At 68.1% G+C, this 22,035-nt stretch carries 23 protein-coding genes; 11 read left to right on the top strand and 12 right to left on the bottom strand.

All coding sequences use genetic code 11. The features are described 5' to 3' along the window. Positions 1 to 14 precede the first annotated feature (14 nt). The 3 genes from EP7_RS10620 to EP7_RS10630 all read left to right on the top strand — a co-directional run bounded on the left by EP7_RS10620 (position 15) and on the right by EP7_RS10630 (position 3,407). Positions 15 to 1,631 (top strand): CRTAC1 family protein, encoded by a 1,617-nt coding sequence (locus EP7_RS10620; protein ID WP_463527827.1) that lies wholly within the window; start codon positions 15 to 17, stop codon positions 1,629 to 1,631. Positions 1,632 to 1,777: 146 nt separating this feature from the next. Further along, positions 1,778 to 3,025: an efflux RND transporter periplasmic adaptor subunit gene (locus tag EP7_RS10625; protein WP_463527828.1), complete on the top strand. Its 1,248-nt coding sequence runs from the start codon at positions 1,778 to 1,780 to the stop codon at positions 3,023 to 3,025. 136 nt (positions 3,026 to 3,161) lie between these two features. Continuing rightward, complete coding sequence (locus EP7_RS10630; protein WP_463527829.1) at positions 3,162 to 3,407, top strand: hypothetical protein; 246 nt, start codon at positions 3,162 to 3,164, stop codon at positions 3,405 to 3,407. A 53-nt stretch (positions 3,408 to 3,460) separates the two neighbouring features. On the opposite strand, the gene nikR is transcribed toward EP7_RS10630, so the two are convergent. The 3 genes from nikR to EP7_RS10645 are packed head-to-tail and all read right to left on the bottom strand — an operon-like array spanning position 3,461 to position 7,014. Next, positions 3,461 to 3,958, bottom strand: a complete 498-nt coding sequence (nikR, locus tag EP7_RS10635; protein WP_463527830.1) for a nickel-responsive transcriptional regulator NikR — start codon at positions 3,956 to 3,958, stop codon at positions 3,461 to 3,463. A gap of 6 nt (positions 3,959 to 3,964) precedes the next feature. Then, complete coding sequence (locus EP7_RS10640; protein WP_463527831.1) at positions 3,965 to 5,971, bottom strand: DUF2339 domain-containing protein; 2,007 nt, start codon at positions 5,969 to 5,971, stop codon at positions 3,965 to 3,967. Continuing rightward, on the bottom strand, positions 5,971 to 7,014 hold the full coding sequence (locus EP7_RS10645) for a YihY/virulence factor BrkB family protein (protein WP_463527832.1): 1,044 nt from the start codon (positions 7,012 to 7,014) through the stop codon (positions 5,971 to 5,973). The genes EP7_RS10640 and EP7_RS10645 overlap by 1 nt, the downstream gene beginning before the upstream one ends. 204 nt (positions 7,015 to 7,218) lie before the next feature. Here EP7_RS10645 and EP7_RS10650 point away from each other — a divergent pair, with 204 nt between their 5' ends. Together EP7_RS10650 and EP7_RS10655 are read left to right on the top strand one after the other, a co-directional pair. Beyond that, positions 7,219 to 7,698, top strand: coding sequence for a hypothetical protein (locus tag EP7_RS10650; protein ID WP_463527833.1), 480 nt, complete (start codon positions 7,219 to 7,221; stop codon positions 7,696 to 7,698). Between the two features lie 78 nt (positions 7,699 to 7,776). Then, the gene (locus EP7_RS10655) at positions 7,777 to 8,343 is read left to right on the top strand and encodes a DUF2231 domain-containing protein (RefSeq protein ID WP_463527834.1); all 567 of its coding nucleotides are present in this window, start codon (positions 7,777 to 7,779) and stop codon (positions 8,341 to 8,343) included. A 150-nt stretch (positions 8,344 to 8,493) separates the two neighbouring features. On the opposite strand, the gene EP7_RS10660 is transcribed toward EP7_RS10655, so the two are convergent. Together EP7_RS10660 and EP7_RS10665 are read right to left on the bottom strand one after the other, a co-directional pair. Next, complete coding sequence (locus tag EP7_RS10660; RefSeq protein WP_463527835.1) at positions 8,494 to 9,012, bottom strand: hypothetical protein; 519 nt, start codon at positions 9,010 to 9,012, stop codon at positions 8,494 to 8,496. 158 nt (positions 9,013 to 9,170) lie between these two features. Next, on the bottom strand, positions 9,171 to 10,286 hold the full coding sequence (locus EP7_RS10665; protein WP_463527836.1) for a hybrid sensor histidine kinase/response regulator: 1,116 nt from the start codon (positions 10,284 to 10,286) through the stop codon (positions 9,171 to 9,173). A gap of 519 nt (positions 10,287 to 10,805) precedes the next feature. Between EP7_RS10665 and EP7_RS10670 the strand changes: the two genes are divergently transcribed. Both EP7_RS10670 and EP7_RS10675 read left to right on the top strand, forming a co-directional pair. Continuing rightward, positions 10,806 to 12,200 (top strand): sigma-54-dependent transcriptional regulator, encoded by a 1,395-nt coding sequence (locus EP7_RS10670; RefSeq protein WP_463527837.1) that lies wholly within the window; start codon positions 10,806 to 10,808, stop codon positions 12,198 to 12,200. 86 nt (positions 12,201 to 12,286) lie between these two features. Beyond that, positions 12,287 to 12,739, top strand: a complete 453-nt coding sequence (locus EP7_RS10675) for a CBS domain-containing protein (RefSeq protein ID WP_463527838.1) — start codon at positions 12,287 to 12,289, stop codon at positions 12,737 to 12,739. A gap of 25 nt (positions 12,740 to 12,764) precedes the next feature. On the opposite strand, the gene EP7_RS10680 is transcribed toward EP7_RS10675, so the two are convergent. The 6 genes from EP7_RS10680 to EP7_RS10705 all read right to left on the bottom strand — a co-directional run bounded on the left by EP7_RS10680 (position 12,765) and on the right by EP7_RS10705 (position 17,292). Continuing rightward, positions 12,765 to 13,676 (bottom strand): diacylglycerol/lipid kinase family protein, encoded by a 912-nt coding sequence (locus EP7_RS10680; protein ID WP_463527839.1) that lies wholly within the window; start codon positions 13,674 to 13,676, stop codon positions 12,765 to 12,767. Next, positions 13,673 to 14,134, bottom strand: coding sequence for a phage holin family protein (locus EP7_RS10685; RefSeq protein ID WP_463527840.1), 462 nt, complete (start codon positions 14,132 to 14,134; stop codon positions 13,673 to 13,675). The genes EP7_RS10680 and EP7_RS10685 overlap by 4 nt, the downstream gene beginning before the upstream one ends. After that, positions 14,113 to 14,325, bottom strand: a complete 213-nt coding sequence (locus EP7_RS10690) for a DUF883 family protein (protein ID WP_463527841.1) — start codon at positions 14,323 to 14,325, stop codon at positions 14,113 to 14,115. Before EP7_RS10690 ends, EP7_RS10685 begins: the two co-directional genes overlap by 22 nt. Positions 14,326 to 14,371: 46 nt before the next feature. Next, positions 14,372 to 14,923 (bottom strand): hypothetical protein, encoded by a 552-nt coding sequence (locus EP7_RS10695; protein ID WP_463527842.1) that lies wholly within the window; start codon positions 14,921 to 14,923, stop codon positions 14,372 to 14,374. Positions 14,924 to 15,074: 151 nt separating this feature from the next. Then, positions 15,075 to 16,589 carry a GTPase gene (locus tag EP7_RS10700; RefSeq protein WP_463527843.1) on the bottom strand — a complete coding sequence of 505 codons (1,515 nt, stop codon included), beginning with the start codon at positions 16,587 to 16,589 and terminating at the stop codon, positions 15,075 to 15,077. 184 nt (positions 16,590 to 16,773) lie between these two features. Beyond that, positions 16,774 to 17,292, bottom strand: a complete 519-nt coding sequence (locus EP7_RS10705; protein WP_463527844.1) for a hypothetical protein — start codon at positions 17,290 to 17,292, stop codon at positions 16,774 to 16,776. A 399-nt stretch (positions 17,293 to 17,691) separates the two neighbouring features. Here EP7_RS10705 and EP7_RS10710 point away from each other — a divergent pair, with 399 nt between their 5' ends. The 4 genes from EP7_RS10710 (at position 17,692) to solA (ending at position 20,459) form a co-directional block, all read left to right on the top strand. Continuing rightward, a complete protein-coding gene (locus tag EP7_RS10710; RefSeq protein ID WP_463527845.1) occupies positions 17,692 to 17,937 on the top strand; it encodes a hypothetical protein in 246 nt (81 codons plus the stop codon). Between the two features lie 210 nt (positions 17,938 to 18,147). Next, positions 18,148 to 18,591, top strand: a complete 444-nt coding sequence (locus EP7_RS10715) for a CsbD family protein (RefSeq protein WP_463527846.1) — start codon at positions 18,148 to 18,150, stop codon at positions 18,589 to 18,591. Positions 18,592 to 18,692: 101 nt separating this feature from the next. Continuing rightward, entirely contained in the window at positions 18,693 to 18,869 is a 177-nt protein-coding gene (locus EP7_RS10720) for a DUF1328 domain-containing protein (RefSeq protein ID WP_463527847.1), read from the top strand. Between the two features lie 444 nt (positions 18,870 to 19,313). Next, positions 19,314 to 20,459, top strand: a complete 1,146-nt coding sequence (gene solA / locus EP7_RS10725) for an N-methyl-L-tryptophan oxidase (protein WP_463527848.1) — start codon at positions 19,314 to 19,316, stop codon at positions 20,457 to 20,459. Between the two features lie 11 nt (positions 20,460 to 20,470). Here solA and dnaB read toward each other — a convergent pair whose 3' ends face one another. Beyond that, entirely contained in the window at positions 20,471 to 21,889 is a 1,419-nt protein-coding gene (dnaB, locus tag EP7_RS10730; RefSeq protein WP_463527849.1) for a replicative DNA helicase, read from the bottom strand. Positions 21,890 to 22,035 lie beyond the last annotated feature (146 nt).

Here is a 22,035-nt window from a genome sequence, read left to right on the forward strand (position 1 = left end):
AACTCGGGAGCTCGATGCATCTCCAACTCCTGATACTCATGCTCGTCGCCCTCGCCGAGCCGGACCCCGCCCCGCCCGGGATCCGGCTCGACGAGGTCGCCGGCCGCGCCGGGCTGGTCTTCCGGTTCGACGCCGGCTCGCGCGGCCGGCACGACCTGCCCGAGATCATGGGGGGCGGCGTCGGCCTGATCGACGTCGACGGCGATGGCCGGCTCGACGTCTATCTGTGCAACGGCGGGCCGATCGGGACCGGTCCGGACGAGTCGCCATGCCGGCTGTTCCTCAACCTGGGAGGGTGGAAATTCAAGGATCTGACCGGGACGGCCCATGCGCCGGGGCCTTCATATGCGATGGGGGTTGCGGTCGGCGACTATGACGGCGACGGCCGCGACGACCTCTTCGTGAGCGGCTGGCGCGAGCAGACGCTCTACCGCAACGAGGGGGGCGGGCGGTTTTTGGACGTGACCCGGGACGCGGGATTGACCTCGACGGACTGGGGCACCTCGGCGGCGTTCGCCGACCTCGATGGGGACGGCGACCTGGATCTCTACGTGGCGACCTATCTCGATTACACCCTCGCCCAGGCCCCCGCATGCCGCGCCCCCGACGGCGGGGCCGACTACTGCGGGCCGGAGGATTTCGAGGCGCAGGTCGACCACCTCTATCGCAACAACGGGAACGGCACGTTCACCGATGTCGGGCACGACGCGGGGATCGACCTTCCCGAAGGTCGTGGGCTCGGCGTGGTCGTGGCCGACCTCGTCGGCGATCGGAGGCCCGACGTCTACGTGGCCAACGACGGCACCGCCTGCCGGCTCTTCGAGAACAAAGGGAATCTGAAGTTCGAGGAGGTCGGGGCGGCCTCCGGCGTGGCGTTCGACGGGTCGGGCACGGCGCTCGCCGGCATGGGGACGGCGGTCGGCGACCTGGACGGCGACGGCCTGGATGACCTGGCGGTCTCGAATTTTTATGGGCGGTCGACCGTCGGATTCCGATCCGTGGGGGCCGGGATCTTTGCCGACTCGACGGCCGCGATCGGGCTGGCGGCTCCCACGCGCGGGGTGAACGGGTTCGGCCTGGCGTTGGAGGACTTCGACGGCGACGGCCGGCTCGACCTTCTCCAGGCCAACGGGCATGTGCTCGACCGTGCCCGCCTGGGGCTGCCGTTCGCCATGCGTCCGACGCTGCTTGCGGGGTCCGGCCTCGGCTTCGTCGGCCGCCCGACCGACGGCGGCCCCTGGTTTGGTCGGCCGATCTTGGGTAGGGGGCTGGCGGTCGGGGATCTCGACGGCGACGGCAGGCCCGACGCGGTCATGGCCTCGCTGGATGCGCCCGTCGCCTTGCTGCGCAACGCCAGCACGCCCGGCCGATTCGCCGCGATCGACCTCATCCCTCGGGGGTCGGTCGGGGCCAGGCTGACGGCCCATGTGGGCGGGAGAGCGGTGAGGCGGCGGGTGACGGCGGGTGGAAGCTATCTCTCGGCCTCCTCGCGGGTGATTGCCGTCGGGCTGGGGGACGCGGGGCAAGTTGACCGGCTGGATGTCGACTGGCCCGACGGCCTGCGCGAGTCGTGGGGCCCGATCCCGGCCGGCGAGACGTTCCGGGCGGTACGCGGGAGCGGACGCCGTTAAGCACCGGGCACGCGGGAACATCTATCCAGGGCGAACCCGATTTGCGTAGCATACGCGCGGGCGTAACGACGCCCGGCCCGTGTCTTGCTGCGAAACCGCATTTCACCCGACGTTCCTCGGGCCCATCCGTCCGGAGGCTCCACACCATGCGTCAGGTCAGGTCTTGGTGCGTGCCCGTCGTCGGGGTGGCCCTGGTCGTCGTCGGGGCCGGGCTGGCCGCGGCGCAGCAGGGGGGGGCAGGCGAGACGATGGCCCGCGTGGAGACGGGCCCGCTGGATCCGGTCTCGCCCGAGAAGTTCGCGGTCCCGGCCGTGACCGAGCCGTATCGGCGCGTGACGGTGGTGACCACTCTCGACGGCGTGATCCGCTCGCTCCCCGCGCAGGTAGGCACCGTCGTGCGCGAGTCTCAGGAGCTGGCGCTTGTCGACCGGGTTGAGTCGGCGGCTCACCTGAAGATCGCCCAGGCCGAGGTGAAGCAGCAACAGGCCGCGTTCGACGAGGTCAAGCAAGGGGATCGCTTTCTGGCCGCCCAGGCCGAGGCGCGGCTCGAAGCATCCAAGGCGAGACAGGAGCTGGCCCAGTTGCAGGTCGACCGGTGCAGCCTGCGGGCCCCCTTCGCGGGCACGGTGCTGGGGGTGGGCGTCAGCGCGGGGCAGTACCTCTCGCGGGGCGCGGCGGTGCTAGAGCTGGCGGATACGTCGAGCCTGCGTGCCCTGATCCCCCTGGACAGGGCCTCGGCCAGGCCGGGCGCGGAGGTCGAGGTGAAGGTGGGGGGGCAGGTTGCGACGGGCAAGGTGCAGGCGACGATCCCGCTGCCCGAGTCGTTCTCCGCCTTGCGCGACCTGGCCACGCCCCCGGTCGCCGCCTGGGTCCTCATCCCCAACACCGACGGCAAGCTCGATGCTGGCCAGCGTGCCGAAGGGCCGTTCCTCCCCAGGCTGCCGGTCGCGTCGGTGCCCACCTCGGCGGTCAGGAGCGGGGGGACCGACGGGCGGGAAGGGACCATCCAGATACTTCGCAACGAGACGGTCGTCGACATCCAGGTGCAAGTCCTGGGCAGCCCGACGGCCGACATCACCCAGATCTCCGGGCCATTACGGAGGTCGGATACCCTGATCGTCGGATCGTCGGTCGCGCTCCGTCCCGGCACGCTCGTCCGGTTCAACAGGGCGGACGCCGACGGCACGGGTGCCGTCGTCGAGGGGGTTGCCCCCAACCCGGATGACCGCGGCGAGTCGGCCCGGATCCTGGCGCCGGCGACGGCCGCCGGAGTTGCACCGATCGGTGCGCCCGGGAGTGCCGCGCCCCGAGCCAAGGCCCCCTCGGCCCGGCCCGGCCCCGGTGCCCGGCCGGCGCCCGCGAAGGCGAAGGGTGCGGTCGCGGTGCCGTTCTGAAGGGAACCTAGGCACCCCGATCGCATCAATCTTGAGCCTGGGCTATTCGGTATTCGCCCGCCCGGCTAAAATTAGAGGCAGTGGGAATGGGGAATGACCCGGGAAGCGTACATCCCCCGAGCGATCCCCCTGGACGATGACCGAGACCCCGGAGCCGCCTGTGCCGTCTCTGTATCTCTCCGTCGCCTCGATCTTCCTCTTCGCCTGCTTCATCCTGGAAGCAATCGGGCTGCATCTGATGCTGGGCTGGGCGCGTGAGCGGCGCCAAAAGAATGTCATGCAAGCCCAGGTCGTCGCCGGTGAGCCCGACACGGCCGTCGAGCCAGTCAACGAGATCATTGACGAAGAAGCATTGCTCGACGTGGTGGCCGAATCGCGTTAGCACTCGATCTGGGCATTTCCACCCGACGACGGACAGGTGCCCAGAACCAGAGATCAGTGTTCGTGGGGATGGGCGTGACCGTGGCTGTGGCCATGGCCGTGCGAATCGCCTGCGTCGTCGGCCCCGTCCGTCCCTTGATCCTGCTGGCTGGCGCTGGCGACGGTGATCTCGCCGACCTGGATGCCTTTGAGGGCCTTCAGGCGTGTGGAGAGTTCCTGGAGCTCGCCGGCCGGGCCACGGAGGATGATGACTTCCAGGCAGCGATCGTGGTCGAGGTGGACGTGCAGCGTGGAGACGACCCGGTCGACTCGCTCGTGCTGGATATCACGCAGGCGTTCGGAAACCTGCGGACGATGGTGGTCATAAACGAGCGTGAGCGTGGCCACGGCATCGCGGGCATCGCCCTGCCAGACGTGGCGATTGAGCCGCTCATGCAGGAGCTGGCGGATCGCCTCGCTCCGGGTCGGCAAGCTCTGGTCGCGGCAATAGTCGTCGAACCTGGCGAGCAGGTCGGCCTCCAGCGAGACCGAGAAGCGGACGATGTCGGACAAAGGCGGTCACTCCCATAAGACTTCTTCGCCGGCCAACGCCGAGTCTACCGGCCCGGCCCGCGATCGACCACCCGGGGCGTCTCCCGGACGCCCGGATGCGAAGAGGCCCGCGAGGATGAGCCCGAACCCCAGGGCGTGAAGCCCATATCCTACGGCCAGGCCCCTGGGCCTGATCTCGAGCACGAGCCGGCCCTGGGCATCGGCGGCGGCTTCGAACGGGCGGGTCATCTCGACGCAGCGCAGCGAGGCGTCAGCGGGGCGGCCATTGATCGACCACCACGACCCAGGATTCTGGTTGATCACGACCGTCGCACCGGGCTCGACGCGAAGGACGACGCGATTCGGGCTCCAGAATTCGGGCTCGACCGGCCTGCCGCCGACCGAGAACTCGCCGTGATAGCCGGGCAGCCCCTGCCAGGTTCGGGCGGTCGGGGCATGGCGGTCGTAGCCGAGCAGGGGTTCATAGCCCTGGACGACGGCCCGGTTGACGAGGATGGCCGGGAAGCCGGGCCACTCGCCAATCGAGATCAGACCGGGTGAAGGGGCCCCGGGAAAGGCCGAGGCGACCGGCTTGATGCTGAAGGCCAGGTGGAGCGTCTGGTTCCCCAGGGCGAGGAGGTCGGCCGCGACCACGAGCACGAGGATCGTTGCCGCGGTTCGCCAACGACCGCCCGAACTCCGCCAGCGGGCCACGGCCGAGGCCGCCGCAAGGCCCAGGCCGAGCATCGCGGCGAACCGCCATCGGCCGACGGCGTGCATCGTCGAGAACACCGGCCAGTGGCCCAGCCAGTAGCTTGGCAAGTACCAGCGCGAGCCGCCCGCCGCCAGCCATCCGCACCCCAACATCAGGGTGTGCCACCACTTCCATCCGCCCGCCAGGCTGATGGCCGCGGCGATGAGTACCGCGGGGCCGACGTAGCAGGTCGACTCCCAGAAGTAAGGCGGCAGGGCCTCGGGGCCTCGGAGCAAGGCCTGTGCGGGCCGGTTGAGCAGGTGGCCGAGGAGGCCTGAGAGCGTCTCGTCGCCGCCGGGCGGGATTTTGCGCGGAAAGTCTCGCATCACGGACGCGAGCGTCCCGATCCGCCAGCCGGAGAGTGCCAGCGCCACCCCCATCGCGATGGCCGAGTGCGCAAGTAGCTTCCGACGTCGAGGGCCGTCCAGCACACACACGGCCCTCGCCCAGACCAGGGCCGCGATCAGGACACCGTGGATGCTGGGATACTGGATCCCGCCCAGCACCACGAACGCCCCCCAGGCGCCCAGTGCGAGGCCGGCACGCCTCGACCGTTCCAGTCGGAAGACGGCGTCGATCAGCCAGGGAATGGCCGCGTAACTCATCGAGATGAAGTAGCCGGCCACGGTGTCGACCTGGAGGCCGCCATTCAGTGCATAAACCAGCGCGGCCAGGGCCGAGGCCCAGGGGTCGCCGAACAGGCGGTCGGCAAGCCTGCGGGCCCCCTCTGCGGCGATCAGGAGCATCAGCACGGCGGCCAACCGCAGGCCCACCGACGTGCCGAACGCCAGGACCAACGGGGTGGCGATCGAGACGAGCCCCACCTGCGGGCCGGCCGCCAGCGGCACACCCCCGCGGCACCACGGGTCCCACCAGGGGAACTCGCCGTAGACGAGGATGGTCCGGCGGATGGCCTCGAACTTCTCCAGGAAGTAATCCCAGTCGCCGAATCCGAGGTTCGCGGGATCCTTGAGAAGCGGCCAGGCCAGCGAGAGCGTGGCCAGACGCAAGGCCCAGGGGAGCCACCTTGCCGCAGGCCCCACGGGGCGTGGAGCAGGGGGCTCGGGCCAGGTGTCGCCGGCCCTGACGGTCCAGAGACGACGGGCGAGCAGGGCCAACGCCGCGATGAAAACCGCCCAGCCGCAGCCCTTCTTGAACCACCAGGGGATCGCGCCGATCCAATCGTGCGCGAGCACCAACAGCGCGACCAGCGCCGGCGACCCGGCCAGCAGGGCGAGCCCCACGTGCCGCCCCGAGATCCGCGGGCGCCTGGCGCGCATCAGTTGGACGTCCTAGGCTCGATGTTGGCCAAGTCGGGGGTATTGGACGTCCTTGGCTCGATGTTAGCTAGGTCGGGGGCATTGGACGTGCTCGGATTAATGTTGGCCAGGTCGGGGGTATTGGTCACGTCATGCTTCTGGCCGTAGCTCTTGCCCAGCGGCGAGGCGTCCTCGATCACCTTGTTGAACTGGGCCGAGGCCAGCAGCACCAACGACGAGATCCAGAACCAGAAGAGCAGGACCATCACACCGCCCAGCGAGCCGTAGGTCTTGTCGTAGTTGCCGAAGTTCTGCACGTAGACGCGGAACCCGAAGCTCGCCAGCAGGAATAAGCCGGCACCAACGAGACTGCCGGGGGTGATCCACTCCCAGCGCTGGTCGGCGTCGGGCGCGACGTAATAGGTCAGCGCGAAGCTGGTGAGCGTGACGATCGCCAGGACCACCCACTGAACGGTCGTCGCGAGAACGACCGCCTGGTCGCTAAGGCCGAGCCATCCCATGATCTGCGGCCAGGCGACGATGGTGACCAGCGAGACGATCAGGATCAGCGCCTGGATGAACGTCATCACGACGGCGATCAGGCGCTGTCGGACGATCGAACGGCTCTCCACCACGCCGTAGATCCGGTTCATCGCGTCGATGATCGCCAGGTAGAGGCTCGAGGCCGTCCAGAGCGTGATCACCAGGCCCAGGGAGAGCAGGCCGACCGGCGGCTCCTTCTGGATCCTCGCGATCTGCGCCTCGACCACCGTGTAGGCCTCGGTCGGGAAGAACTCGCGCAGAATCTGGCGCATCTGGTCGACGGTCAGGTTCCCCACACCCTGTTCCTGGGCGTGGCCGGTGACGTCGGGAAGTAGCTTGATGATCAGCGTCAGGATCAAGGCCAGGAACGGGACGAGGGCGAGCATCCCGTAGAAGGAGACCGCCGAGGCCCTGGTGAGGATCTCGTTGTCGTTGATCCGCTTCCAGGTCCTCATCACCGCCTCCGACGGTCGGATACCGCCGAATTTGAACGCTTCGCGGAGTCGCACAGGAATGAGCACCTCGGAACCTCCAGGGATGGCCAGCTGACGAGACCCGGCCCGGGGCTGAGCCCTGAGTCGATGGGCCGGGGCGGCCGACGTGCCGATGTCCGGTGGCATCCGGCGTGCCACGCGGCATGGCGTTCGCCTTGAACACCGGCCAGCAAAGACCGAAGCCCGAACACCATTCGTCCAAGACCATCCCCAATCCGGAGGGACACGTCCATGATCGCCAAGACACAGAACCGCGTCGTCCTGGCCCTGGCCCTGCTGGCGGCCGGGTGCAACAACGGCCCGGACGGGGCCGGCATCCTCAATCCTAACCCCGGAACCGGCTCTTCGGAACGGGGCGCCGAGCGCACCGACCAGCCCAGCCCGACCCCCAACGGCGACGGCATGGCCGGCGGCGCCGCGGGGGCACCCACCCCGACGCCCCCCGGAATCACCGACGGCATGGACAGGACCTCCGCCGGCCTGGCCGGCTCCGACGTCGGCGGGACCGGCAACGCAGGCGGAACCGGGGCCCGCAACGGCGGCCGGGGGGGTTCGGATGCCGCGGGCGTCAAGGACTCGCAGACCGCAAAGGATGCCGAGGCCGTGCGTGCCACGCCACCAACCATCGAGTCGCCCGCCGGCAACAGCGCCGCGGGAGAGACGAAACCGGCCGGAAACATCGAGACGGGCACTCCCAAGAGCCCACAGTGACCCGAGCAGGCAACGGCAACGGCCGATGTGAAGCGAAGCGACGACCCCAAGAGTCATGCATCCGGAGGACGACCCGCGATGGACCCCATCTCCGCACTCGTCGACAAGACCGAGGAGCTGCTCGGTCACAGCCCGCACCCGGCCATCGTCGCCTTGCCCCTGGGTGCCTGGACCGTCAGCAATCTGTGCGACGGCCTGGCGCTGGCCACCGGCGACGATTCATTCGACGATGCCGCCCAGATTAGCATGGGCATCGGCCTGCTGGGCGCCGCCGGTGCGATCGTCACGGGGATCCGCGACTACAGCAAGATCCCCCAGGATCGCCCGAGCCACGACGTGGCGACGGCGCACGGCCTAGGCAACGCCCTGGTCAGCAGCCTCTTCGTGGCCAGCTACATCATGAGAGCCCGGGCCTCGGCCAGAAATGAGCCCCCCGGCACGCTCGCCAGGGTGCTCGCCCTGGCCGGCGGCGGCCTGTCGGCTTACACCGGCTGGCTCGGCGGCAAGCTCGTCTCAGAGTACGGCGAGGGGGTCAAGCCGGTCATGGACCAGCTCTCGCGCGCCGAGGACCAGGAAGATAGCGACCATTCCACGGGCCGCGATCGTCTCCAGGCGGGCACACCGCTCGGCTCTTTGACCGTCTGAGACCTGCGTCCCAATCCACCCGAGGCCATGCCTTTATCACGAGATGGGCATGCCTCGGGGGTTTCGTGCTGATTCGAACGACGACGAGGGCCGCCGGGTTGTGGCGGACCCGGCGGCCCTCGTGGATCGATCGAGGTCGAGCGGCAGGGCTCAGGCCTTCTTGGCCGTCAGCTCGCCGCGGGCACCGCGGGTGACCAGCGTGGCGAGCACCTTCTGGAGCGCGTCTCGGTGGGTTTCCTCCTCGGCGAGGACCGTCGCCAGCTCCTCGGAACTCTGAGTATCGCCGATGGCGGCGAAAGCCTCGACCCAGGCGCGAGACCAGTGGATGGCGTTGGATTTGGCGCCGAGGTCCTTGCCGACGAGATCCAGGGAGCTGGCCCCCATCTCGCCGACCTTGTCCTTGATCCGGCCGATGGCCTCGCCGATGCCGCCGCCTGCCCCGCGGCTGGGGGTGTCGCCGTATCGCGCCGCGATCGTCGAGACGACCTCGCGGTGACGCGCCACCGACTTGGCGATCTCGCTGTACAGCAGGGCCAGCTCGGCGTCGGGCGGGGATTGGGCCCGGGCCTCGGCCTCGGTCTTCATCCCGTCGAGCGAGTCGACCCCCTTGGAGAACTGCTCGAGGATCCAGGCGCGGTCGATCGTTACTGTCGGCGTCGTCGTTGCCATGGCAATATCCATTCGGGAAAGTCGGGACATCGCCGCTTCGGGCCGCCCTCTCGGCGAAACCCGCCCGTGGCGTTTCTTGATCGAAGATCCAAGGCAATGGCCGTGCCGGGGCCGCACGCAATTCCAAGCCCCGGCCCGCACGTCGAGGGCGGCTCGGGTCAGTCCTCGCTTGAGGGCGATCGAGCGGGCCAATCCAGCACGATCGTGGTCCCATGACCGGGGGCGACGTCGAGCCTGGCGTTGCCGCCGAGGAGCTGGCTGACCCAGGCCGCGACGGCCAGGTCGAGGCCTCGACGCTCGGCCGCCACGCCGTTGAGGCGTTCGAAGACCCTCGGGTGCAAGGTGATCGGCTCGACGTACGAGGGCGGGGGCTGGTCGACGGCGATCGAGACGACCCAGCGGTCGGCATCGTCCTGGCCGCCACCCTCGCCCGAAAGGCGCAGGCGGATCGGCGTGTCGCCCGAGATCGCCCCGGCCGCGTTGGACAGCGAGTAGAAGATTGCCTGGCCCACCAGGGTCTGGTCGAGCGAGGCCTCGACCGGGCAAGTTGCGTCGATCTCGAGATCGACGCGAGGGGCGGGGGCCGGCATCTTGGACTGCCACTTCTCGATGATTTCCTCCGCCAGCCGCCTCGGGTCGAACGGCACCGGCCGGATGTCGTCGAGCATCATCCCGATCCGGCAATAGTCGCTCAGTTGGGCGAGCATCTTCTCCATCTGGGCCGAGTTCACGCGGATGCAGCGCAGGTCTTCGTCGAGGTCGGGGGCCTTCCGCCCGAGGACGTGCTCGAGCACCTGGATGGCCAGGCCCATCGCGTTGAGCGGCGTCCGCAGGTCATGCACGACGACGGCCAGGAAATTCGGGTCGAGCGAGCTGGATGCCAGCGTGTCATCGCGCCGGGCGATGAGCCGCCGGAGTCGCGTGACGACCTCCTCGGGCTCGGCCCCTTGCAGGACGAAGTCGTCGAAGTGATCGAGCCTCTCCGGGGCCCCCCCGGGGAAGACGACGGCGAGGACCGGAATCTTCGCCGAGCGGGCCTGGGCCAACAGCGATTCGCCCGGCTCCCCCTTCACACCGCCTGGCATGCCGCCGGACGCCGGCTCGACGTAGACAAGGACCGACGGCGCGGTCGAACGGAGCAGGCCGAAGGTCTCTCCATCCGCGGCGGCGTCGATGACGTTGAAGCCCAGGTCACGGATCGCGTCGATCGACCGGTCGGCTTCCGCGTCCTTGCTCTCGCGAACGACGAGGATCGCGACCGATGAGGTTGTCATCGCAATGGTTCCAGCTCGGCTTCGACCTGACGACTTCATGGGTACGCCGCACTCCCTGTCGGATCGTATTCGGCGGGATGAGGCCGAGGTCCGGGGTGGGGACCCGAATTGCCTCGCCCGGCCCTGAATATCCGACGTTCAAGGGGCTCTCATTGCCCGCGGGCAGACACAGAAGTCGACCGCCGCGGACCATCGCGGAGGTCGGCTCTCGAAGAGGTGCCTGGACCGAAGGCAAACCCGGCTGGATCCGGGTGAGCCTGATAGACCTTCCTCAGGCTTCGAGCTAGCAGCAACTCCCACGCCGCAAATCTTGTCGCCGAAAGTTTTCGTATGCTAACGAAAGGCCCGCGAATGAGCACTTGATTTCTCGCCGGCGATAAATAGTTTGCTATTCATCGTGGGCTTCTCGACGCTAGGAGATCGCCACGACTTTTCGGCACTAAATTTCCTAGTAGCCGAGCAAGCGGACGCCCGAACTGGGCGTCAGGCCGGTCATCCTGGCGACGGGTGGGGGAGAGAATGCGACGTAAGGTACTGGTCGTGGATGACGATGCGTACGGGACGACCCAGCTACGCAAGCTCCTGGAGTCCGATGAGATCAGCGTGGACACGGTTTCCAGCGGCCAGGAAGCCCTGACCGCGCTGGCCGAGGTCGACTACAGCGTCCTGATCACCGACCTGCGGATGCCCGGCATGGGGGGCATGGACCTGATCCGCGAAGTGGCCCAGCGCCGGGTCCTGGTCACCACCATCGTGACGACGGCCTTCGGGTCGATCGACCGGGTAGTCGAGGCGATGCGGCTCGGCGCTTACGACTTCCTGACCAAGCCCATCGACCCCACCTATCTCAGGTTGGTGATGGACCGCGCCCTGAAGAAGCGGGCGCTGCAGGACGAGGTTCTCAGGCTCCGCCAGCAACTGAAGGAGAACTTCAGCTTCAACGGCATTATCAGCAAGAATCCGAAGATGCACTCCATCTTCGAGCTGGTCCGCCACATCGCCGGGACCAAGAGCACCGTCCTCGTCGAGGGGGAGACGGGCACCGGAAAGGAGCTGATCGCCAAGGCGGTGCATTACAGCAGCGAGGACCGGCAGGGCAACCTGATCGCGATCAATTGCGCCGCGCTGCCCGAGAACCTGCTCGAGAGCGAACTGTTTGGCCACGAGCGCGGGGCCTTCACCTCGGCCGACGCCCGCCGAAAGGGGCGATTCGAGCTGGCCGACAAGGGGACGATTTTCCTCGACGAGATCGGCGACATCTCGCCGGCCATGCAGGCCAAGCTGCTGCGAGTGCTCCAGGAGCGCAAGTTCGAGCGCGTCGGCGGGCACGAGACCATCGAGGTCGACATCCGCGTCGTCGCCGCGACGAATAAGAGCCTGGAGAACGAGGTCAAGGAGGGGAAGTTCCGCGAGGACCTCTACTATCGCCTCAATGTCATCAAGATCGACCTGCCACCGCTACGCGACCGGCCCGAGGACATCCCGCTGCTGGTCACCCACTTCCTCAACAAGTACGCACGCCCCAACGAGCCGGCCAAGCGGGTCTCGCCCGAGGCCATGGACCGGATGCTCGTCTATCGCTGGCCCGGAAACATCCGCGAGCTGGAGAACGCCGTCGAGCGGGCCGCGGTGACCACCGTCGGCGACACGATCAACGTCGACAACCTCCCCCAGCGCGTCACCGGGCACAGCGTCGAGGACAAGCCCAAGTTCGAGATCGACCTGTCCCAGCCGCTGCCGTATTACCTGAATCAGGCGACCGAGCAGATCGAGCGGCAGTACATCCTCAAGGCCCTGGAGAAGAGCCGCGGGAACGTCGGCCGCTGCGCCGAGCTCTGCGGGCTGTCGCGCCGGAGCATCTCGGGAAAGATCAGCCAGTACGAGATCGACAAGTACCCCTTCAAGTCAACCTGAGGCGGCCGGCCCGCGACTTGCAGTCTCGCTCCGGGAGTGAAGGGGCGATCGCCCCGGCCGCCGACGCTCCCGGAGCTTGCTCGCCCATGGCCACCTCCCGCGCCCTGACGCAGACCGCCGCCGACCTGATGACTGCGGCCCCGCGGACCTGCTCGATCTACAGCACCGTGCTCGAGGCCGTCATGATCTTCCGCGACGCCGAGTGCGGCGCCGTGCCGGTGCTCGATGACGGCAAGCCGGTCGGCATCCTCACCGACCGCGACGTCGCGCTGTCGCTGGCCGACCACGCCAACGTCACCGATCTCCAGGTCACCGACATCATGACCCAGGGGGTCGTCACGATCGAGCCGGAGGCGACGCTCGTCGAGATTCAGGCCAAGTTCACCGAGCACGCCGTCCGGCGGCTCCTGGTCGTCGACCCGGACGGCCAGCTCGTCGGCATCGTCTCCTGGTCCGACGTCGCCCCCTGGTTGGACAACGCATCCGTGGGCCAGGTGGTCACCGACGTCGTCGCCGAGCCGGGCACCGGGCCGGTCTGATCCGACCCGACCTGCCTCGGCACGATCAGGGAGTGTCATCCGGGGGGGCCAGGACGCGGAGGACACCGGGGACGACCTCGACCGTCAGCGGCGTCTGCCCCCTCGACTCGCCGTCCAGGGTGACCCCCTGCGGCGGGTCCGCCTCGATCGAGACGTTGCGGGCCTTGATGAACAGGTCGCCGGGGCGATCCAGCGGGACCTGGAGCTTCAGGAGGGCCATCGTCCCGGCCACCTCCCAGCGGCTGCGTGCCCCCATCGCATAGATAACCAGCTCGCCGTCGTCCATCCGGCTCCCTTCGGAGACGAGCACCCCCCCGCCATAATATCGGCCGTTGCCGATGACCAGCTCGCGGGCCTCCACGCGGATGGTGCCCGCCTCGGTCGTGATCGTCGCCTTGAAGGTGGGCGAACGGATCAGGGCGTGCAGCCCGACGACCGCATAGACGGCCCGCCCGAACCAGAGCTTCAGGCTCGGCGAGACGTCGCGCGAGACCGCCGCCGCCGCCACGCCGACGTGAGCCGCGTTGAGGAACCAACCGACATTGGCCCGGGCCAGGTCGACAAACCGCCAGCAGGCCCCCGCGGCGACATCGGCGGCCCCGTCGAGGTCGACCGGGATGAGCAACGTCCGGGCGAAGTCGTTGGCCGTCCCCATCGGGATCACGCCGAGGGCGACCCCGGTGCGTGCGATGAGAGGCGCCACCGTGGCAATCGTGCCATCGCCGCCGCCCACGATCAGGCGGTCGGGCTCGTCGGCCAGCAGGTCGCGGGCGGCCTGCCCGAGTTCATCGGGCCTGGAGACCTGGATGACCCGTCCGACCTGAAGGCCGCGGTCTTTCAGCGCCCCCAGGGCCGCCGAGGTCGCGTGCTCACCGGTCCTCGACCTGGCGTTGATGAGCAGCGCGGCCCGCCTGCCGATCGACACGTCGTCTGTCACGAGATGCGTCTCGGGGCCACGGAGCGGCCGCTGTGCAGCAGGACCGTCTTGATCCAGGAGACGTTGCGGGTCAGCTCGTCGCGTGATCTGCGGAAGCTGCCGAAGCTCTTCGTCAGGCCCAGATAGCCGACGTAGGACACCACCAGCGCCACCGCAAGGGCCGCGGCAGCCGTGGCCAGGAACGCCAGGCTGGTGCGCCAGCCCGTCGACTCGGCCACCAGATAGGCCAGGCCCACCAGTGCGACGGGCACCGTCGACAGCGCCACCACCACGCCCGTGGCCAGAAGTGTCGCCGGGACCGTGGCCTGGCTGGTGCTCTCTCTTAGATCGGCCAGCGCCAGCTTGCCCTGCAGCTCGGCCAACGACGCGATGTCGCCGCCGAGGCCCGCCACGCTCTCGACGACCCCTTCCAGGGGCGTGGCGATCCCGTTGTTCTTCATCGTCGCTTGACTAGCCATCCCAGGGCGACCCCCACCAAAAGCGCCAGGCCCAGGGCCTTCGCGGGCTGATTGATCACGAACGTCTTGAGCCGCTCGGTCCCGTCGGCGAACCCCTCGCGGGCCGCGGCCGATGCGCCCAAAGCCTGCTCACGCCACGATTCGGGCTGGCCGCCGAGCGCCTGCCCTGACTCACGTAATCGGTCGATCATGTCTCGGTCCCTCGTTGAGTGCGGTACGCAGCCGGGCCGCATCGGTTCAGGGTCGGACGGGGCCGTCCCCCGGCCGCGGGGTGCCCGGCCGGGTCGGGTCGGGCTTGGGCCGGGCGGGAGCGGGCTCAGGCGGCTGGGCCGCCCCCGCATTCGCCAGGAACGCCTGGAGGGCCGATGCGCCCCCGGCCTGCTGGGCGATGAAGGACTCGAGATACTGCATCGCATAGCCCTGCGCCGCGCGGATGGCGATCGGCGAGACCAGCCCGAAGGCGGCGCCGAAAAGTGTCCGGGCGATCGACGACTTCTTCGCGGCCGGTTCGGCCGCGGCGAAGAACTGCTGCGGGCCGGGGCCGGTCACGCCCTGAGGCGTCGCGATGACCTGGGGCGCGAGCACGGCCGCTTGCTTGCGCGGGACGATCAGATAGCCGACCACGAACGCCCCCCCGAGCGCCAGCAAGGGGGAGCTGCGGACGTACCGACGCCAGTCGGTGACCTCTTCCGCGTTCTGCACGACGCCCTTGACGTTCTCGTGCATCTCGCGGCGGATCGAGGCCATCCGCTTGCGGATCTCGTCGATTTCGGGACTCGCCGTCGACACGTGACGCTCCTCGATGAGCCGGGAGGGGGTCGGGCGATGCCGCCCGATCGGGCGGCCGCCGCCACCAATGCAACGCGACGAAAGCAAGCCCGGTGCCAAGGGCGCAAGCCAAACCCACGCCGAAGCCTGGGACGAGGGCCGGTCGGCTCTCCTAACGCCTCGCATCCTCGCCCGCGGTGCGTTTGGGGTTTGTGCGTAAGTGACTCCAGAGCCGAGCACCCTGCTGCCCAACCTGGCTGAGTAGGCGGTTGGCCTTCGACCGCGACGAGGTCTGCCTGAGCTGGCGGATCAGGGCCGAACGTTCGACGCGCGGCCAGACGATCGAAAGCGGGGATAGGATCCTGGACGCCACCGCGAAGGCGTCATCCTGGGGGACGCTCAGCGGCAGGAGGTTCAGGAACGTCGGCGGGAAGTGCGTCCGGTACGCGGCGGCCTGCCCCTCGCCGATCCCCCCATGGTCGTCCATCCCCGTCCGGTCGAGGACGACGAGGGCGGGCGGGATCTCGATGTCGGGATGGTCCATGAACCAGGCGTCCCAGGCCTTGGCGAATCCCTGATCGGCCAGGGTCGGCAGGTCGCCGGGCTCGACTACCAGGATCAGGGCGTCGACGTCCACGGCCGCCTCGACCGCCTCCTTGCGTGTGGAGCGGTCGCGGGCCGTCTCGGCCCCGGGGTGCGACGTGTAATAGGGGACGTCGACCCACACAACCATCTCCAATTTGTCCAGGAACGAGGCATCCAGCCCCGCGGCCGAGAGCCTGGCCTTGATCAGCGACGGGTCGCCCGACCGCGCCGACTTCAGCGCCGCCAGGATCCTGGGCGCCCCCGGCCCCTTTGCGCCGGCCACCGCCAGGCGGATCCCAAGGGTCTCGTGGTCGGAATGCCTGGCCTTCGTTGTGTGCTTGCGTGTCAGCCGGCGATATTTCTCGGTACCGATGGCCAGCCGGCCGCTATAGAGCTCGACCAGGTGCGCCCCCATCCGGTTGACGTAGGCCCGATATAGCCAGCGCAGCAGGTTCATCTGCATGTCGCGCCAGGCGGGCTTGACCATCAACTGCTGCGAGGCCAGACGGGGCAGGCCGCTGATCGGGTTGAAGATGGGCAGCAGGTAGCCGTAGATCTCGTTGGCCCGCTGCAGGTAGCCGGCCGCGACGACCGCCTTCTTCATGTGGCCCGAGGTGAGCAAATCGCCGCCCGGAACCTGGCGACAGAGCGCCTCGAGGTCTTCCGCCGCGAGTTCGACGGCCGCGAGCATCTCCACCAGCGGGACTGTCTCGACCAGGTCGCCCGAATTGTGGTTGTAGTGCTCGGCCAGCCGCCTTGCCAGCGCCTTGCCGGTCTCGAACAGGGCATCGGCCGTGAGCAGCTGCTCCATGGGCACCGACTCGGTGTTCTCGGCCTCCTCCTGGACGATCTCCCAGGCCCGGCGGTCCAGCGGCGAGAACGTCTGCGGCGCCTCCCAATCGATGGGGGGCAGCACCATCCGGGTGGCCTTCGTCCAGCGCGAGGCCAGCGCATAGAAGGCGACGCCCGAGGCGGTCCAGAGCAGGCTCCCCGCCAGCAGCCAGCCATGCTCGAACAGCCAGAGCGAGCCGAACACCAGGTAGGCCAGGAATGGGCCCACCAGCAGAAGGGCCAGGATCCAGGCCCGCCAGTTGGTCAGCACGTCAGGAGGCCCCGAGGGTGAAGTGTCGATCGTCGATCGGGAATGGTCCCGCCGGACGCGCGAGCCCCCGACATGATAGCCGGTCGGCGGCCCTCCACGTAGAATTCGCCGGCCGGTCGACGTCGGAAGGCCTCCCCCCCATCGCGGGGGGGAGGCCTTCCAAGCGTTCGATCTCGATCGGATCTCAGCGGCGGGTGAGACTGCTGGGCAGGCGGCTGGCGATCGCCTCGGGCAGATCACGCAAGTGGTCGAGCAGGTCGGCATACGTGTCCTGGGCCTGCGCCTTGACCTTGCCCGTGAACTTGGCGGCGTCGCGAGGCACGTACTTCGCGGCCTTCTTGGGCAGGTACTTGTCGGCCCAGGTCTCCTCCTCTCGGCCCAGCAGCGCCGTCAGGGCCAGGCCGATGCCGAAGCCGATGCCGAAGCTGATCAGGGTCGACGAGGCCGGGTTGCGGGCGATGGTCCCTTCGGCCTGGCGGTAGCTGTGGGCGAGGTGCTCGCTGGCCTCACCATAGCCTTCGCGGAGCCGGTTGACGGCCTGCCCGGCGGCTTCCTTGGCCCCCTCGGCGAGGTGCTCGGCCTGCTGGCGAACGCCCTGGGGCTGCTGGGGCTGGCCGCCCGACCCACCGTTGCGGGCCCCCTGGTCCTGGCCACGATTCTGGGGCTGGTTCGGCTGGGGCTGGTTCGGTCTGCCGGTTGGCATGGGTTGGCTCCTTCAAATGGCTCATACGCGAATCGAGATGATCCAGGTCCCCGCCCGGACCGACTTCTCCCACCATTGCAACGGACGTGCCGCCCATCACGCCAACATTTCAGGAACCTGGGTGCGCAGGAGAGAGCAAGCTTCCTGCCGGTTCACCCTGCGCGAGGGTCATTCTCGTAAAGTCCCAACGAAATCGTCCCCGAACCTCGTAATTGAGAGTATCGCGTGCCCGGCTCCGCAGAGGTTCACGCCTCGCTCGGGTTTCCGGGGGGGAGAGCGGTTGCATGCGGTGCCTGACTTGCTTTAAAGTCATGCCGTCGGTCGGTCGGCCGTGCGTACCATCTTCGGAACGCCGTCGGTCGTATTCGAGCGAAGATGAACGCACCAAAGGAGTTTCTTATGAAGCGCGCACTTGCTTCGGCCCTCGCCCTGGGCCTGATGACCTTCGCCGGCTGCGGTGAAACCGCCAAGGAAGAAGTGTCCAGCACGGTCACGACTCCCGGTGGCTCCACCACCGCGACGACCACCACCGAGGTCGAGAAGACGGGCGATCACAAGACCGACGCCGCCCCGGCCGCCACGGCGCCCGTCGTCGAGGTTGCCCCGCCGGCCGCCACCGCCCCGGCCGTCGAACCGCCCAAGTGATCCGAGCCGGGGTGCATGTCGCCCCGGTCCGCTCGCTCTGAGCACCGAAACCCCCGCGACGCCCCCTCGGCGTGGCGGGGGTTTTTTCGTCGCCCGCACCCGCTCGCCCACACCAGATCGCCCGACGAGCACTTGGCACTGCTGTTGCAACGTACTGTGTTCAGAGACCGGCGGTGACGTCGGCAGGGGTGAAGTCAGGAGATTCCGGCGATGGCAATCAATGCGCAAGAATTGCAGGGCCAGTGGACTAAGCTCCGCGGCCAGGTCAAGGAAAAGTGGGGCCAGCTGACCGAGGACGACCTCGCCTTCCAGGGCGGGAACATCGACCAACTCGTCGGCAAGATTCAGCAGAAGACCGGCGAAGGACGTGAGGCGATCGAGCACTTCCTCGGCGACCTCACCAAGGGTGGATCCTCGGCCGTCGCGAATCTGGCCGGTCAGGCGGGTGAATACGCCCAGCATGCCGGGCAGGTCGCCCAGCAGGCCGGCGAGCGACTCCGCGAGGGCTACGGCCAAGTGGCCGACCAGGCCCGTGCTCGCTTCGAAGAGTCGGTCGACACGGTCCGCCAGAACCCAGGCCAGTCGGTCGCCGTCGCCTTCGGCGTTGGAATTGTCGCCGGCCTGGTGCTCGGATTGGCACTGAAATCGCGTTAAGGAATTTCGTTGCTCAAAACTCGCGGCCGAGTCGATGTGGCTCGGCCGTCGAATTGATAAACGATGACCTGAAACCGGACCTTCAAGACGGAGAGTTGACCATGCTACGTTGGGCGATCTTCTTTGCCATCATCGCGATCGTGGCGTCTGCCCTGGGGTTCGGCGGCCTCAGCGGCACTTCGGCCGACCTGGCCAAGCTCTTCGCATTGATCTTCCTGGTCCTGTTCGTGGTCTCCTTGATCTTCGGTCGTCGCGCTCTTAACGGGCCGACGGTCTAGTTAAGCGATCTACTGGATCCGATCGACGGCCGCCTGCGATGTCCCCCCCAGTCCGGGAGGGAAATTGTCGGCGGCCATCGTTCATTTCGAAGCAACCCGAATGGCCGTCTCCGCTTGCCATGCGATCGGCTCAGGCAAGGCTCTCCAGTTAGGACGATCCCGCAGAGGATGCCGGGCGAAGAAAAGCTCATGTGTGGTCAATCCGATGCGCGGGCGACCGAGTTCGCAACGTTCTCCCGTCCGCCGCGTGCTCGCAGGGCGAATTTCCCGACCGCAATATCGCTCGGTGGAGAAACTATCTCTCCGTCACTTGTGCACCATCGCCGAACGATTGAAGTCCCGTGGGGCTCAATCGAGACGGTTGCAGCGAATCTCCCTTCAAGGGAAGAATGGGAACCCCGGCGACATCTCAGCACGCACTGAACCAGGCGGGATGGACCGACGATGACCGAGACGATCCGGGCGCGAAACGTGATCCTGGGCGCCGGTGCGATGGGCACGGCCGCCGCCTACCACCTGGCCAGACGCGGCGAACCTGTCCTGATCGTCGAGCAATTCACGCCTGGCCACGCCCGCGGCAGTTCGCACGGGGCGGCGAGGATCACCCGCCACTCTTACTCCGACCCGCGATATGCACGGCTGATGCTCGATGCCTTCGCCGCCTGGCGCCAGCTTGAGGCCGACTCGGGCCAATGCCTCTACATCCGGACCGGTGGCGTCTCGTTCTGCCCCGGTCGGCACGACTACGCCGCGCGGGTCGCCAAGAGCCTGGCGGCGATCGGGGTCGTACATCGGCAGATGAGCGGGTCCGATTGGAACGGACTCCAGCCAGAGTTCCGACTGCCGGGCGACTACGACGTCGTCTTCGAGCCCGACGCGGGCATCCTCTCGGCTGCGCGGGCCCTGGCCGCGCAAATCGAGATGGCTCGGTCGCTGGGGGGAAACGCGACACGCGTCCTGGAAGGGTGCCGAGTCGACCGCATCGACCTCGACGGGCCTCGCCCGGTCCTGTTGGCCGGCAACCTCCGGATCGAGGCAGAACGCCTCGTCGTGGCCGCCGGCGCCTGGGCCGGCCGGCTCCTGCCGGGCCTGGACGCCGAACTGAGGCCAACGCGTCAGCAGGTGCTCTACATGAAACCGGCCGACGCCGCAGCCTATGCGATCGGCCGGTTTCCTGCATTCATCTACATCGGCGAAACACCCCAGGATGCGTTCTACGGGATGCCCGACTTCCTGGCGACGGGTGTGAAGGCGGCCAGGCACCACGGGCCCGAGGTGGACCCGGACCTCGACGACCGGGAGCCCGCCCACGATTACGCAGGATGCGTCCAGGAGTTCCTCCGACGCCACATCCCCGCGCTCGCCGAGGCCCCGATTGTCTCGCAGGAAGTCTGCCTGTACACCGTCGCCGACGACGAAAACTTCAGGGTCGGCCCCTGGCCCGGTCGGCCCGACGTCGTGCTGGCCAGCCCTTGTAGCGGGCACGGATTCAAGTTCGCATGCCTCGTGGGCCGGGTGGTCGCCGACCTGATGATGCGAGGGGAGACGGACGTGGACATCTCCCCCTGGGCCCTGCCGGCGCGTGCCTGACCGCGCCCTGATCAGAAGACGCCGGTGTCGTCGTGCATCGTGTCGAGCGGCTGGAATCGGGTGATGTTCTTGGCGAACTGGAGGTCGACGCTGCCGGTGGCACCACTTCGATTTTTGGCCACGATCAGCTCGGCCTGGTTGGGCTTGTCGTTGGGATCATAGTAGTCGGGCCTGTGCAGCAAGAGCACGAGGTCGGCGTCCTGCTCGATGGCCCCCGACTCGCGGAGGTCGGCCATGCGCGGGCGACGATCCTCGCGGTTCTCGACGCCTCGATTGAGCTGGGAGAGGGCGATGACGGGGATGTTCAGCTCGCGTGCGAGCTGCTTCAGACGACGGCTGATCTTGGCAATCTGCTCCTGCCGGCTGTCCCGCGACTCCTCGGCATCGACGAGCTGGATGTAGTCGATCACGACCAGGCCGAGGTTGTGGCGGAGCTTGAGGCGACGGGCGTTGGCCGTGATCTGGAGCATGTTCCGCGCGGGGGTGTCGTCGATGAACAGGGGGGCGGTCCGCAGCTCGTCGTAGGCCTTGCCCAGCATGGCCATATCCTGGCCGCGGAAATTCTGGCCGGTGCGGAGCTTGTGATTGTCCACCCTCGACCGCGAGCAGAGCAGCCGCTCGGCGAGTTCGAGCTGGCCCATTTCCAGGCTGACGAACAGGACGCCGAGCTTCTGCTCGAGGATGACGTGCTCGCAGAGGTTCAGCGCGATGGCCGTCTTTCCCATCGACGGGCGGGCCGCAAGGATAACGAGCTGCGAGCCCTGGAAGCCGCCGGTCAGGTTGTCCAGGTCCGGGAAGCCTGAGCCCATGCCGGAGATGGGCAGGCCCCCCTCGGCGCGGGCGCTGATGCGTTCCATCGCCTGATGGACGACGTCCTTCAGCTCGACCGTCTCGCCGGTGACCCCCTCCTCGGCGATCTTGAAGATGCGCGACTCGGCCAGCTCCAGCAGCTCGTCGGCGGTGTGGGTCTCGGAGTAGCCGGCCGAGTGGATCTCGTTGGCGCACTCGATCAGGCGACGAGAGATCGACTTCTGGCGGACGATCTCGGCGTGATACCGGGCGTTAGCCGCATGCGGGGTGGCGCTGATCAGCTGATTGATCGCGTCGAGACCGCCGATGGACTCGAGGTGGCCTTCCCGGGCGAGCTCATCGGCCAGGATCAGGGCGTCGACGGGCTTGCCCAGGGTGTACAGGTCGCTGATCGACCGGAAGATGATCTGGTGGCTGTCCCGGTAGAAGTCATCGGCCTTCAGCAGCGGCATCACGTTGTGCAGCTGGTCGTTGTCCAGCAGCAAGGCGCCGATGACTTCCTGCTCGATGGCGATGTTCTGAGGGGGCAGGCGATCGCCGGCCGGCGGGGGGGTCAGCGTGAGAGTCGGTTGCCAGGGTTTGCCGCCCCGGCGATTCTTGCTCGTTGAGTTGTCGGCCATGGTCGGGCGTCGCTCCATCCCAGAGCAATCGGCCGAGATCGCCCCATCCGGGAATTGCCCATCCCGGGCATCGAGGCCTCCGGCGCGGGCCCCCGGGCGCTCGATTGGCGAGCGACCGCGGAGGCCTCATGCTGAACAATGGTATC

The organism is Isosphaeraceae bacterium EP7, assembly GCA_038400315.1.
Classification (GTDB): Bacteria; Planctomycetota; Planctomycetia; order Isosphaerales; family Isosphaeraceae; genus EP7.

What these genes read in the sequence shown, in the direction of transcription:
- EP7_RS10670 (WP_463527837.1), top strand. Translation starts at nt 10,806, where the DNA reads ATGCGACGTAAGGTACTGGTCGTGGATGACGATGCGTACGGGACGACC.
- EP7_RS10655 (WP_463527834.1), top strand. Translation starts at nt 7,777, where the DNA reads ATGGACCCCATCTCCGCACTCGTCGACAAGACCGAGGAGCTGCTCGGT.
- EP7_RS10685 (WP_463527840.1), bottom strand. Translation starts at nt 14,134, where the DNA reads ATGGCTAGTCAAGCGACGATGAAGAACAACGGGATCGCCACGCCCCTG.
- EP7_RS10650 (WP_463527833.1), top strand. Translation starts at nt 7,219, where the DNA reads ATGATCGCCAAGACACAGAACCGCGTCGTCCTGGCCCTGGCCCTGCTG.
- EP7_RS10690 (WP_463527841.1), bottom strand. Translation starts at nt 14,325, where the DNA reads ATGATCGACCGATTACGTGAGTCAGGGCAGGCGCTCGGCGGCCAGCCC.
- EP7_RS10715 (WP_463527846.1), top strand. Translation starts at nt 18,148, where the DNA reads ATGGCAATCAATGCGCAAGAATTGCAGGGCCAGTGGACTAAGCTCCGC.
- EP7_RS10640 (WP_463527831.1), bottom strand. Translation starts at nt 5,971, where the DNA reads ATGCGCGCCAGGCGCCCGCGGATCTCGGGGCGGCACGTGGGGCTCGCC.
- EP7_RS10625 (WP_463527828.1), top strand. Translation starts at nt 1,778, where the DNA reads ATGCGTCAGGTCAGGTCTTGGTGCGTGCCCGTCGTCGGGGTGGCCCTG.
- EP7_RS10665 (WP_463527836.1), bottom strand. Translation starts at nt 10,286, where the DNA reads ATGACAACCTCATCGGTCGCGATCCTCGTCGTTCGCGAGAGCAAGGAC.
- EP7_RS10705 (WP_463527844.1), bottom strand. Translation starts at nt 17,292, where the DNA reads ATGCCAACCGGCAGACCGAACCAGCCCCAGCCGAACCAGCCCCAGAAT.
- EP7_RS10675 (WP_463527838.1), top strand. Translation starts at nt 12,287, where the DNA reads ATGGCCACCTCCCGCGCCCTGACGCAGACCGCCGCCGACCTGATGACT.
- solA (WP_463527848.1), top strand. Translation starts at nt 19,314, where the DNA reads ATGACCGAGACGATCCGGGCGCGAAACGTGATCCTGGGCGCCGGTGCG.
- EP7_RS10630 (WP_463527829.1), top strand. Translation starts at nt 3,162, where the DNA reads ATGACCGAGACCCCGGAGCCGCCTGTGCCGTCTCTGTATCTCTCCGTC.
- EP7_RS10720 (WP_463527847.1), top strand. Translation starts at nt 18,693, where the DNA reads ATGCTACGTTGGGCGATCTTCTTTGCCATCATCGCGATCGTGGCGTCT.
- dnaB (WP_463527849.1), bottom strand. Translation starts at nt 21,889, where the DNA reads ATGGCCGACAACTCAACGAGCAAGAATCGCCGGGGCGGCAAACCCTGG.
- EP7_RS10710 (WP_463527845.1), top strand. Translation starts at nt 17,692, where the DNA reads ATGAAGCGCGCACTTGCTTCGGCCCTCGCCCTGGGCCTGATGACCTTC.
- EP7_RS10660 (WP_463527835.1), bottom strand. Translation starts at nt 9,012, where the DNA reads ATGGCAACGACGACGCCGACAGTAACGATCGACCGCGCCTGGATCCTC.
- EP7_RS10620 (WP_463527827.1), top strand. Translation starts at nt 15, where the DNA reads ATGCATCTCCAACTCCTGATACTCATGCTCGTCGCCCTCGCCGAGCCG.